At 50.4% G+C, this 12683-nt stretch carries 11 protein-coding genes; 5 read left to right on the forward strand and 6 right to left on the reverse strand.

The window, feature by feature from the left end:
* Positions 1 to 573: 573 nt before the first annotated feature.
* Positions 574 to 3198, reverse strand: a complete 2625-nt coding sequence (gene mrcA / locus EOJ37_RS11710; RefSeq protein ID WP_127960096.1) for a peptidoglycan glycosyltransferase/peptidoglycan DD-transpeptidase MrcA — start codon at positions 3196 to 3198, stop codon at positions 574 to 576.
* A 122-nt stretch (positions 3199 to 3320) separates the two neighbouring features.
* On the opposite strand from mrcA, the gene pilM reads away from it, so the two are divergent.
* Genes pilM through hofQ form a run of 5 tightly spaced genes read left to right on the forward strand, consistent with a single transcriptional unit; the run spans position 3321 to position 6830 of the window.
* Positions 3321 to 4163, forward strand: a complete 843-nt coding sequence (gene pilM, locus EOJ37_RS11715) for a type IV pilus biogenesis protein PilM (protein ID WP_127960097.1) — start codon at positions 3321 to 3323, stop codon at positions 4161 to 4163.
* Positions 4163 to 4696: a PilN domain-containing protein gene (locus EOJ37_RS11720; protein ID WP_162473697.1), complete on the forward strand. Its 534-nt coding sequence runs from the start codon at positions 4163 to 4165 to the stop codon at positions 4694 to 4696. The genes pilM and EOJ37_RS11720 overlap by 1 nt, the downstream gene beginning before the upstream one ends.
* Complete coding sequence (locus EOJ37_RS11725; protein WP_127960099.1) at positions 4686 to 5198, forward strand: hypothetical protein; 513 nt, start codon at positions 4686 to 4688, stop codon at positions 5196 to 5198. The genes EOJ37_RS11720 and EOJ37_RS11725 overlap by 11 nt, the downstream gene beginning before the upstream one ends.
* Positions 5191 to 5556, forward strand: coding sequence for a DUF2531 family protein (locus tag EOJ37_RS11730; protein ID WP_240651704.1), 366 nt, complete (start codon positions 5191 to 5193; stop codon positions 5554 to 5556). Before EOJ37_RS11725 ends, EOJ37_RS11730 begins: the two co-directional genes overlap by 8 nt.
* Positions 5553 to 6830 (forward strand): DNA uptake porin HofQ, encoded by a 1278-nt coding sequence (gene hofQ, locus EOJ37_RS11735; RefSeq protein ID WP_127960101.1) that lies wholly within the window; start codon positions 5553 to 5555, stop codon positions 6828 to 6830. The genes EOJ37_RS11730 and hofQ overlap by 4 nt, the downstream gene beginning before the upstream one ends.
* A gap of 185 nt (positions 6831 to 7015) precedes the next feature.
* Here hofQ and argD read toward each other — a convergent pair whose 3' ends face one another.
* The 5 genes from argD to ppiA form a co-directional block, all read right to left on the reverse strand.
* Positions 7016 to 8233 carry a bifunctional acetylornithine/succinyldiaminopimelate transaminase gene (gene argD, locus EOJ37_RS11740; protein WP_127960102.1) on the reverse strand — a complete coding sequence of 406 codons (1218 nt, stop codon included), beginning with the start codon at positions 8231 to 8233 and terminating at the stop codon, positions 7016 to 7018.
* Between the two features lie 344 nt (positions 8234 to 8577).
* Entirely contained in the window at positions 8578 to 9153 is a 576-nt protein-coding gene (locus EOJ37_RS11745) for an aminodeoxychorismate synthase component II (RefSeq protein WP_127960103.1), read from the reverse strand.
* 237 nt (positions 9154 to 9390) lie between these two features.
* Entirely contained in the window at positions 9391 to 10116 is a 726-nt protein-coding gene (btsR, locus tag EOJ37_RS11750; RefSeq protein ID WP_127960104.1) for a two-component system response regulator BtsR, read from the reverse strand.
* Positions 10116 to 11801 (reverse strand): sensor histidine kinase, encoded by a 1686-nt coding sequence (locus EOJ37_RS11755; protein WP_127960115.1) that lies wholly within the window; start codon positions 11799 to 11801, stop codon positions 10116 to 10118. The genes btsR and EOJ37_RS11755 overlap by 1 nt, the downstream gene beginning before the upstream one ends.
* 164 nt (positions 11802 to 11965) lie before the next feature.
* Positions 11966 to 12532 (reverse strand): peptidylprolyl isomerase A, encoded by a 567-nt coding sequence (gene ppiA / locus EOJ37_RS11760; RefSeq protein WP_127960105.1) that lies wholly within the window; start codon positions 12530 to 12532, stop codon positions 11966 to 11968.
* Positions 12533 to 12683 lie beyond the last annotated feature (151 nt).

Here is a 12683-nt window from a genome sequence, read left to right on the forward strand (position 1 = left end):
CCAGCGAAGAACAACCCGCTGAAATTAATCCCTGACTCTTTCCCTCTAACGATAAATAACCAAGGTAAGACATGAAAACCTCTGATCCATTTGAGTAATTTATATCGAAAATTGAAAATATCATTGCCTTTTGTTGATAGTCAATAAATTTCTCATCATGTCCTAGAGTTAAATCTAAATCGGTGGTTTTTGCTGTTTTATTCGATATTCCGTACTTAATTGAGGTGTGAATTTGCCGAATATCTCTCGGTTTTGTGTTTTTTATTCCACCGGGTAGCCGTTTCTGCGGCTACCCGGTCATTTAGTTGGCTAGGCTAGTGATGCAGGGCAGTCGCATGAACGTTTTTACCCGACTATTGACTAAAAATAGTTAACTTTTTGATTTAATGAGATGTAAAAATGCACGCTCGCGTGTTTGCCCTGGCAAATTATCCCTCTTCCTTACAGTGCAAAATTATCACTGTAATCAGCCAGAGTGCTTATGATGTGAATGACAGAAAAAGCGGTTATCGATGACAATTGAGGCAAACAACGGTACAGAGCCTATCGGAATAGGCTCTGTACCACACGATATTAAAATAGCTCCTGACTCTCACCCGCCTGATCGGTAAAAGTCGTTCCGGCCTGATTGAGCGAGAACTTGGTCGGCTGTGTTCCGTCAATAAAATACTCCAGACGGCTATTCTCACCACCGTTGGAAAGCTTACCGGTGCTCTTATCAATCAGCACACTGACAATACCAGCAGGTGGCTCTGTTTTGTGTTCGGGCACATCTTCCAGCGCCATTCTCATAAACGCATTCCAGGCTGGTTGTGCGCTCTTTGCCCCCCCTTCAATGCCAAATGTCTGCTCTTCCAGCGCATCAGAGGACTTGGCACTCCCCAACTCTCGCCGATGATCATCAAAACCGAGCCATACTGCAGCCACCAGATCAGGGCCATAGCCTGAGAACCAAGCATCTTTCGAGTTGTTAGTGGTGCCGGTCTTGCCACCAATATCATGGCGGGCTAAATCTCGGCTGGCACGCCAGCCAGTACCAACCCAACCTGGTTCACCAAAGATATTGCTATACAGTGCATCGCGCATCAAAAATGCCAACGGTGTATTGATGACATGTGGAGCATAATGCTCCGCATCCGCTTGTGTTGCGCTTTGCTGCTCCGCATCCACAACAGAAGGGGCTGTCACTGCGGCTGTTGCCACACCATAATCATCCGCCAGGGCTTGCTCACCCGGTGCCAGATCATCTGTTGCAGCTTCGACGACCGGCAGTTGCGACAGCGCGACATTCTCAATATTGTCGTCCGAAAGTATTGCTGAGCGCTCGGTTTCACCATAAATCACCGGCAGGTTGCAAGTATGGCAAACCACTTTGGGCTGGCTGACAAACACGCTGCTACCGGTATGATCGACAATCTTGTCAATGAAATAGGGATCAACCAGATAACCACCGTTTGCCAGTACCGCATAGCCACGCGCTACCTGCATCGGAGTAAACGAGGCGGAGCCTAACGCCAGTGACTCAGAACGCACAATGTTACGTGCAGGGAAACCAAAACGCTGTAGATAGTCAGCCGCATAATCGACACCCATCGCGCGCATCGCACGTACCATCACCACATTTTTCGACTGCCCCAACCCCTGCCGTAAACGCATTGGCCCCTCATAAGTCGGTGGTGAGTTCTTCGGCCGCCAGTCATTACCGGCGTTGGCATCCCAGCGAGTGATTGGCAGATCATTGAGTAGCGTCGCCAGCGTCAAGCCTTTATCCAGTGCTGCCGTGTAGAGGAATGGCTTAATGTTAGAGCCTAACTGGCGTACCGCCTGAGTGGCACGGTTAAACTTGCTTTGACTAAAGTCGAACCCTCCCACTAACGCCCTCACGGCTCCATTGTTCGGATCAAGTGAGATCAGCGCCGAATTCACCTCCGGCACCTGCGCCAACCACCAATCCTCATCTACCTGGCGCACCCAGACTTGCTGCCCCGGTTTAACCACTTCACTCACCCGCTTCGGTGTCGTCCCTTGCAGTGAATCCGTTTTAAATGCGCGCGCCCAACGCATACCGGACATCGGTAAGGTGATCAGGCTACCATCCGCTAACATCGCCGAAGCCTGCACCGCACTGGTTTCAACGATCACCACTGGCCGCAACGGCCCATAAGTGGGCAGATCTTTCAGGGCATCAACGATCTGCTGCTGCTGCCAGGGCGCTTCAGTCGGTTGCCAATAAACATGACTCGGGCCGCGATAACCGTGACGCATGTCATAGTTAATGATGTTGGTACGTACCGCGTCTTCTGCCGCTAACTGCAATTTTTTAGTGATGGTGGTGTAGACCTTATAGCCATCGTTGTAAGCCTGTTCGCCATAACGTTTCACCATCTCCTGACGCACCATCTCTGCCAAATACGGAGCTTGGAAACTGATCTCCGGTGTGTGGTAAGAGGCTACCAGCGCTTCATTACGCGCTTGTTCATACTGTTGCTGGTCGATGTAGCCCTCATCCAGCATCCGCGCCAATACCACATTGCGACGCGACAGCGCACGAGTATGAGAATAAAGCGGGTTAAATGTTGAAGGTGCTTTCGGCAAGCCAGCGATGGTCGCTATTTCACTTAAGGTTAACTGGCTAACATCTTTACCAAAATAGACCTGTGCTGCTGCACCAACACCATAAGCGCGATAACCGAGGTAAATTTTGTTTAGATAAAGTTCCAAAATTTCATTCTTGGTCAACAGTTGTTCGATTCTAACCGCCAGAAAGACCTCTTTTACTTTACGTAGTAACGTTCTTTCTGGGCTTAAGAAGAAATTTTTTGCCAACTGCTGGGTGATAGTACTACCGCCCTGTGATGCACGACCGGATGTCAGCGCTATCGACAAAGCGCGTGCAATACCGGTTGGATCAACCCCATGATGTTCAAAGAAACGGCTATCCTCTGTCGCAATAAAGGCTTGTAGCATTAATGGCGGAAGTTGCTCGAATTTGAGCGGAATACGGCGCATTTCACCATATTGTGCGATCAATTCACCGTCAGCGCTGTAAACCTGCATTGGGGTTTGCAGCCGGATGTCTTTCAGTGTCGCCACATCCGGGAGCTGTGGCTCGATATATTTGTACAAGCCAAAAATCGAGGCGGCTCCCAATAAAATGCAACAGACGATCAAAATTAAAAAATACTTTACGAACTTCACCTGAGATTTCCCATGTTATGACGATTGGGCAGTTTATAAACATTGAGGCCGTAGTATAAGGGTAACTCGGCGGCAATAGATATGTTCTTTTGCCATCCGGCAACATAAACCTGGGGTGAACAATGTTTTCTCAACGTTGGCAAATTGGCTTGGATATTGATAGCCACTGTATCAGAGCCGTGGCTGTGCAACGTCACCGTCACGGCTGGCAGTTGCGTCAATGCTGGCAACTGCCCCAGCAACAGCCACTACTGCGTGAAGGGCAGATCACACAAAACGCGTTATTGATCTCCGCGCTCAAGCACTGGCGCACTGCGCTACCAAAACAGTTTTCACTGCGCTTGGCACTCCCTGCCCAGCGTATTTTGCAACAACCGATGCCACTGCCCGATCTGCGCCTGCGTGAACCGATGCGCCACAGTTACATCACTCATCAAGGATTAAAACAGTTCCCACTTGATAGCCAAACCTTAGCACTCGACTACCGACAAACACACCCTGACAGCACTCAACTGCTATTAACCGCCGCACGACAGCAAGAGTTGCAGCAATGGTTACACTGCCTACAGCAAGCAGATCTACAGCCTGAAGTGATCGAGATCGCACCGAATGCGCTGTCACTGATGGCAGAGTTTGCCGGCTTGCCTGCCAACAGCACGCTGCTACACCGGCTGGAACAGGGCTGGTTATGGGTAGCACCTCGCCAAGGTGGTTTTAACTACGGCACACTTGCCGATCAAAATATCGCCGACACTCAGCAATTGATTGAGCTAATCAGTCACCAAAGCACGACCTTCACTGCAACAGAAATCTACTACAGCAGCGCGATTGAATGCCCGACACCAATCGGAGCAATCCCATGGTCACCTCTGGTGGCTTTTCGCCAGTTGCCACTGCCACTCCCCAGCCACCCGATGGCATTTGTACTGGCTGGCGGCTTGGCATTACGCCGCGAGGATCACTGATGTATCAGGTTAATTTGCTGCCCTGGCGTCTGCGACAGCAGCAGAAACGTTATCATTTCTGGTTACGCTGTGCTGCGCTACAGGTGTTGCTGCTGTTGCTGGCGTGGGCGGTGCTCTCCCGTTGGCTGCACCATCAGCAAACCACGTTACAGCAGCAGCTCTCTGAGCTTAGCAGCCAACAACAGCAGCTCGCTCAGGCGATTCAGCAACGCCAACTGCTAATTACCAGGCTGCAACAGCAAACAGAAAAGAACTTACTACAACAGAAAAATCGACAGATTAACCAGCGCTACCTGCTGCTCTTGCAGCAACTGGCACAGCGACGGCCAACAGCGTTATGGTTGACTGAACTGGAACAGAACGGCAACGTGATCAGAGTGTACGGGCTGAGTGGCCACTATGCCGCTATCCACACCTTTCAACAGCGCCTGTCGACACTCTCGTTACTGCAACGCAGCCAGCTCACGCAGGTAACACCACACCAACAGGGGCTGGCTTTTACTCTGACCGCCTGGTGGCAACATGAAGGATAACGCACCACCGACATGGTTTTCACCCTGGCTCTATCGGCCAGGATGGCAAATTCTCGCGACTCAGTGGTTGCTATTGGCGGGCTTAGCCCTGCTGCTCTTCATGCTGTTTGGCATTAATCCATGGCGGCACTATCAAACCCTGCAACAACAGCGGCAGCAGGCAGAGGCAATGATTACCCAACGTCAACAACAACTCGCACTGTTACCAGAACTGGCACTCTTGACCGCCAATCTGCAACAGCAACGGTCAGAACAGCAAACGGCACAGCGTGATCTGGCAAGCCAGCTCTACCAGCTTGGTGGCCAGTTATTACATTGGCAACAACAGGAGCAGGTGGCGCAACAATCAGTGGTGATGCAGTTGGAATTTAACCGGCTACTGGCGCTGTTAGCAGAAATGCCTGCCAACAGCCGTATTGAACAACTCAAAATTACTCAGCGTCCAGAGGGATTAGTGACACAACTGAGATTACAGCATCAGCAAAAGGTGAATGATGAATAAGAAACAACTCATCCTCTACCTGCTCTGCGCCGGTACTCAGGCGAGTGAACACTACCCGGATCCCTTTCTGGCGCCACAGACACCGCCTTGCCTCGTTAGCGCTTTATCACCGCAACAGTGGCAATTAAAAGGCACCATTGGCCATGCAGCTTCGCGTCACGCCTGGGTGATCACCCCGCAAGGCCAATGGTTAATGTTGAGCAGCAAACAGTTAGTGCTAGATCAACACTGGCAGGTAACACAGATCACCGCTGATCAATTGGAGTTCACGCCACAGTACAATGACAGCGCCTGCACATCACACCATGCACGCATCATGCTACAACTGGGCAACATTCAGGCAAGAGGCCAACAATGAAACGTGATAATTCAGCACTGGCCGCAATTGGCCTGATCATCTTGTTACTGGCACTGCTGCCAACAGCTCCTGCCACAGCAACTGACGCGATCGCGCCACAACAACCGGTCTCGTTAGCCTTCGAACAGGCTCCAGTCAGCCTAATCCTTCAAGCACTCGCTGAATATCAGCAACTTAATCTAGTCGCAGATGCAGGCGTAAAAGGACAACTGACGCTGCGCTTACAGAATGTTCCTTGGCAACAGGCGCTGGCGGTGGTGTTACGCATGAGTAAATTAACCATGGTCATTGAGGGTAATGTCATGATGATTTACCCGGCACCAGATGAACATGAACAGCAGCGGCAGCAACAGGCGTTAGCTCAGCAGCAGCCGTTGCGCAATCTGACTATTACACTGCAAAATGCCGATGCGGATGAGCTAGCCAAACACCTGGAAACTCTACGTGGCAAATTGCTCACCGAACGCGGCAGTGTGATGGTCGATAAAAGAACCAACGCGCTGTTACTACGCGATAACGCAGCAGCACTGAAGCAGGTTCAGATCTGGGTTAAAGAGATCGACACGCCGTTGTCACAAGTACAACTGGCTGCGCATATTGTTACTATCAGCAGCGAAAACCTGCGTGAACTGGGAGTGCGTTGGGGGTTGGCAGCGGAAGAAAAAACGGCGAAATCGATGCGACTGGGTAACTTTAATCTGGGGTTGCCATTAGAAAACAGCCATGCCACGCTCGGGTTGCATTTGGCACGTATCAGCGGACGACTGCTCGATTTAGAGTTATCGGCATTGGAACAGGAAAATGAAGTGGAAATTATTGCCAGCCCTCGGCTACTCACTTCACACCAGAAAACCGCCAGCATTAAGCAGGGCACCGAAATTCCTTATGAAGTTACCAACAGCAACAATGGCTCAAGCTCTGTGCAATTCAAGGAAGCGGTGCTCGGTATGGAGGTGACACCGCAAATTCACGCCAATGGCCGCATCACGCTAGCACTCCATATCAGCCAAAATATGCCAGGACGGGTGCTACAACGTGGTAACGGTGAAACACTGGCAATCGACAAGCAGGAAATTAAGACCCAAGTTACCGTCAAGAGTGGTGAAACCATTGTACTTGGCGGTATTTTTCAACGTCAACGCAGTCAAGGGGTAGATAAAGTACCTGCTTTCGGCGATCTGCCGTTGCTAGGTGGACTGTTTCGCCACCAGAGCAAACAGCACAAAAAGCGCGAGTTGGTGATCTTTATCACCCCCACACTGGTCAATATGTGACGCGGCACCATGTCAATAACTGATTGATTTTAAATAAATTATTCAGTGGCGCTGGTTTTGGTCAGTCGCTAGCGTTGGCAACAGGCTAACGCTGATCCAAAACGGGCAGTAGTCTGTCGCCAACAACCAGCAATCTTTCACGCTGAGCGAGACCGGCGCTGAACATCACGAGCCAATACCACCTGCTAGCGGTTTAACAGATCCTGGATCGCTTGTTCAAACAGCGCCATGCCCTGTTCGATATCCTGTTGTGTGATCACCAACGAAGGCGCGAAGCGGATCACATTTGGCCCAGCGCTAAGCAGCATCAAACCACGCGCAGCAGCGGCCGCCAAAAAATCTGCCGCTCTACCGTGATAATCGCTACTCAGTTCAGCACCAATCAGCAATCCCATGCCACGGATCTCACTAAACAGCGCATATTCTTGCGCCAGTTGCCGTAACGCCCCCACTAACAGCGTATGGCGCTGTGTCACGCCATCGAGAACTGCCGGGGTATTAATCACATCCAGTGCCGCTTCAGCCACGGCACAAGCCAGCGGGTTACCACCATAAGTCGTGCCGTGGGTGCCGACACGCATCACTGAACCTATTTCTTCTGTTGTCAGCATCGCACTGATCGGGAAACCGCCGCCCAATGCCTTGGCAGTGGTAACAATATCTGGCGTAACACCATAGTGCATATAGCTAAACAACTTACCGCTACGCCCCATGCCACTTTGTACTTCATCAAGGATCAGCAACGCCTGGTGTTGATCACACAGCTCACGCACGCCACGCATAAAGTCAGGTTGCGCTGCCGTTATTCCCCCTTCCCCCTGAATCGGCTCCATCACCACCGCGCAAGTGTGGTCGTCGATCACTGCCCGCACTGCTGCCAGATCATTAAATGGAACATGGATGATATCGGCCGGTTTTGGCCCAAACCCATCAGAGTATTTTGCCTGGCCACCAACAGAAACCGTGAATAACGTTCGACCATGAAAAGCGTTGTTGAAGGCGATAATTTTGGTTTTATAGGGGCTATGACGGGTAATAGCATAATGACGCGCCAGCTTAAATGCTGCTTCGTTGGCCTCTGCGCCTGAATTCGCAAAAAAAACACGATCGGCAAATGTGGCATTGATCAGTTTAGTTGCCAAACGTAATGCCGGTTCATTGGTAAACACGTTACTGGTGTGCCACAACTTTTCCGCCTGCTGTTTCAAGGCATTAACCAATGCTGGGTGGCAGTGGCCCAAAGCGGTAACCGCGATCCCACCAGAGAAATCGATATACTCCTTTCCCTGCTGATCCCATACTCGACTGCCTTGGCCTGTTACTGGCACAAATTGAGCCGGTGCGTAGACCGGCAAAATAACCTGATCAAATGTACTGCGATCCACCACACTCTGTTCGCTCATGAGTCACCTTCAAACCAATATGCATGAAAAGTTGCTATTGCTGCACACCACCAAGAACCTCAATCTACTGGCATCTAATGCACTGAGCTTCTCGCTGTTCTGCCATCAATTGAAACCACGTGAAAATCTAGTCACAAAATATGCATAAAAAAGCAGTCAATAGCAAATGGATAGTTCAAATAGAGAGTGCAAATAATGCAAATTGCCTCTAGGCAGCAATGCCTGAAGCCACCAGCAACACGGCAAAACCTATGGCAAGTGCAGCCACTCCGCCGGATGTGGGCTTAAATGCCGCTACTGGCGAGGCCGCCAGTAGCTCGGTTCAGTGAAGTGCTGTCAGCGATCTATTGCCGCAGGAAATTGGCCAAGAGTTGATGACCCTGTTCGCTAAGAATGCTTTCCGGATGAAATTGCACCCCTTCCAGTGCTAGGGTGCGGTGACGGATCGCCATAATTTCATCAACACCGCCTTCTCGCTCACTCCAGGCGGTCACTTCAAAGCACGCCGGTAACGTGTCGGCTTGCAAGATCAACGAATGGTAGCGTGTTACCGTTAACGGATTGTGTAATCCACTAAAAACACCCTGCTGAGTATGATAAATGGTTGATGTTTTGCCGTGCATCACCTCACGTGCCAGCACAACCTGAGCACCAAATGCCTGCCCAATTGCCTGATGGCCAAGGCAAACACCCAAAATCGGCACTCGCCCAGCAAAATGGTGGATCGCAGCCAGCGAGATACCGGCATCGTCCGGTGTCCCCGGGCCAGGTGAGATCACCAACTGTTGCGGTGCTAAGCGCTCAATGTCTGCTAATTGCAATTCATCATTGCGTTTCACCTGCACATCCGCGCCCAACTCACAGAAATACTGGTATAAGTTGTAGGTAAAAGAGTCATAGTTATCGATCAGCAGCAACATATTGGCAACCTACTGTGGGTGATTAATAGCAACGAAGCTAACTTGTTATGTGCATTGTGAATACTGTTTTTTGTCACCGATACACAATCATTTCTTTCAATGCCATCAGTAAAATCGAGCGGAGGAAACAGCAAGCTATTGAGCACAGCAGCAGTAAACTCTTTCACCCATCGAGTCAGACGTTGCCAGACAAGATGGAAACGGTAATCACGCTAACACCTCTCATCCAACAGGCGGCTAGCCACGTAACCCTAGCTCATCTTTCAAGGTGCGCAAATAACGCCGACTCACTGGCACTGGCTCACCAACCGACATCACCATCTCAACCACGCCGCTCTCTTCGAAGCGGATCTCTTTAACTTGCTCAAGGTTAACCAGATATTGGCGGTGACAGCGTACCAGCGGGGTGCGTTGCTCCAACGTGCGTAGAGTCAATTCGGTAAAACACTCCATACCATCATTTCGCACCACATAAACACCAGTCGATTTGGAACGCACGGCAATCACTTCATCAAAACGTAATAGGTAGATGCGGCTGTGTCCGGTGCAGGGGATATACTTCAGGTAGCCTTCTCCTTCAGTTAATCCATTGATATTTTGTGGAACTCTCTGTTGCCGTAAGCGCTGTAAGGTTTTATTTAACCGTGCCGGTTCCGCCGGTTTTAGCAAATAATCAAACGCGTGCTGCTCAAAAGCCTGTACTGCATAGGCGTCGTAAGCAGTTAAAAATACAATGTGTGGCATCTGCTTAGGATCAAGCATTGCTACCATCTCTAACCCGCTGATACGGGGCATCTGGATATCCAAAAACACCACATCCGGCTGCAAGCGGTGGATCTGGCCGATGGCTTCAATCGCATTGCTACACTCACCAATAATGGTGACTTCAGGTTCCGCCTCCAGCAGATGACGCAGGTTGTCACGTGCAGAAGGTTCATCATCAACAATCAGTACGGTTAACATTACGCCGCCTTTGCCCACGGCACGTTTAAGGTAATACAGGTGAAGTTTTCCGGTTCACAGGCGACTTGCACACCGTAATCGTCGCCGTAGCGCACGCGAATGCGCCGATCAACCAAATTCATCCCTAAGCCACTGCCACCTTGTTGCGGGCTGAATAACCCGGCGTTATCGGTCACATGCAACAACAGATGTTCCCCTTGTAGATGTGCGCCAATCTCGATGCGTCCAACACCGAGCAGGTTTGAAGTGCCGTGCTTGATGGCGTTTTCTACAATCGGTTGCAGTGAGAATGCCGGTAGCCTGACTGACAGCAGCTCAGGCGGTAGAGAGACCATCACTTCCAGCCGATCGGCAAAGCGCGCCTTCTCAATTTGTAAGTAAGCATTCACATGTTCTATCTCATCCGCCAGTGTTACCTCGTCATCGGAACGTTTAAGATTTTTGCGAAAGAAGGTGGATAGGTACTGCACTAATTCGCACGCTCGTTCACCGTCACGGCGGATCACCGCAACCAGCGTGTTGAAGGCATTAAACAGAAAATGTGGGTTAACCTGAGCATGTAACAGTTTGATCTCTGACTGTGCCAATAGCTGTTTATGGCGTTCATATTGCCCAGCCATGATCTGCGCTGAGAGCAGGTTGGCAATGCCCTCACCAAGGGTGCGGTTGATGGTGCTGAACAACTTGGTTTTTGGTTCGTAGAGTTTAATGGTACCAATCACGCGCTGATTTTCACCGCGCAGCGGGATCACCAGTGTCGAACCCAGTTTGCAATTCGCATTGATCGAGCAGCAGTAAGAGAGTTCGTTACCATCGGCATAAACCACCTCGTTATTCTCAATCGCACGCAGTGAATGAACCGAGGCAATGGGCGTCCCCGGCAGATGGTGGTCAGCACCGATGCCAATAAAAGCCAGTAACTTGTCACGATCGGTGATCGCGACCGCACCAATGCCGAGCTCCTGATAGATCACCCGCGCCACTTTCATGCTATTTTCCTGGTCAAATCCCTGGCGCAAGATGCCTTCGGTACGCTCAGCAATTTTTAATGCCTTCGAAGAGAACGCGTTGGTATATTTTTCAAACATCGCACGTCGATCAAGCAGGATCTGCACAAACATCGCTGCACCTAGCGTATTGGCGATCAGCATCGGAAATACGATATGCTCCACCAACCATACCGCTTCAGTAAACGGACGCGCCATCAGTAAAATGATCGCCATCTCTAGCAGTTCGGCAGTGAATGCAACTCCGGCGACAAAAAATGGGTTAAATAGCAGTGCAATACGTCCACGCCGCATGGCAATGCTATGAATGATGCCACCGAGTAAGCCGGCAATAACGGTCGCTATGGTGCAAGCAACATCAGTCATACCGCCTAGGGTGTAGCGATGCAGCCCGCCCGTCAAACCGACCAGAAAGCCCACCGAAGGGCCGCCAAGCAGCCCCCCCAGTACCGCCCCAATCGCACGCGTATTGGCAATCGAGTCCTGCACATGCAACCCAAAGTAGGTACCCATGATGCAGAACACCGAGAAGATCACATAACACAGTAATTTATGCGGTAGTCGGATGGTCACTTGAGTTAGCGGGATAAACAGCGGTGTTTTGCTCAACAAATAAGCAATGACAAGATAAATGCACATTTGCTGTAGTAACAGCAAGATCTGGTTGAATTCAAACATAGCCACGGCGGATCCTGAACAATAGGGCAGGCAACGGACACTGAATAGTCAGCCTGGTTGCAGACCGCCATTAAATCACGCCAGGCTAAAAAAGAACAGCCAGCGGCAATCGGCTTCGCTGTCTAACGGAGGCCGGTCACACCAGAGCAACCGGCAAGGGTAGATTATGGCAGCACTTTTGCCGATAAGATCACAATTGGCGTTTTCGGCACATTTTGATGTGGGCCTCGTGAACCGGTCGGCGCCTGAGCAATTTTGTCCACTACGTCGATTCCCTTCACCACCTTACCAAATACCGCATAGCCAAAATCACGCTGCCCATGATCCAGAAAGGCGTTATCCGCCACATTGATAAAGAACTGACTGGTCGCGCTGTCTTTGTTGGCCGTGCGTGCCATTGCGATCGTGCCACGCAGATTACGCAAGCCATTGTCAGCCTCATTCTTGATCGGCGATTGAGTGACTTTCTGCTGCATCTCGGCATTAAATCCACCACCCTGCACCATAAAACCCGGGATGACACGATGGAAGATGGTGTTGTTGTAGTAACCGCTGTTGACGTAATCAACAAAGTTTTTACTGCTGATCGGCGCTTTTTCACTATCGAGCTGTAGCTCAATATCACCCAGTGAAGTGGTTAACATGACGCGAGTTTCACCCGCAGCGAAGGCGACAGTTGCACAGGCCAATGAACAGAAGGTAATAGCAGCAATCAGGGTTTGTTTAAACATAGCAATAGCTCGTCCTTTGAAAGAGACACAACATGAAAATATTGTGATTATATACCGTTAGTAAGCACCTATCACACTAAGCATCGTTTCCAGTCAACATTGTTGGTGCAACCCGTTAGGCACCGGTAATGTACCGGCGGTTGCTAACGCT

Origin of the sequence: Serratia microhaemolytica (genome assembly GCF_004011885.1) — a bacterium.
Classification (GTDB): Bacteria; Pseudomonadota; Gammaproteobacteria; order Enterobacterales; family Enterobacteriaceae; genus Serratia_G; species Serratia_G microhaemolytica.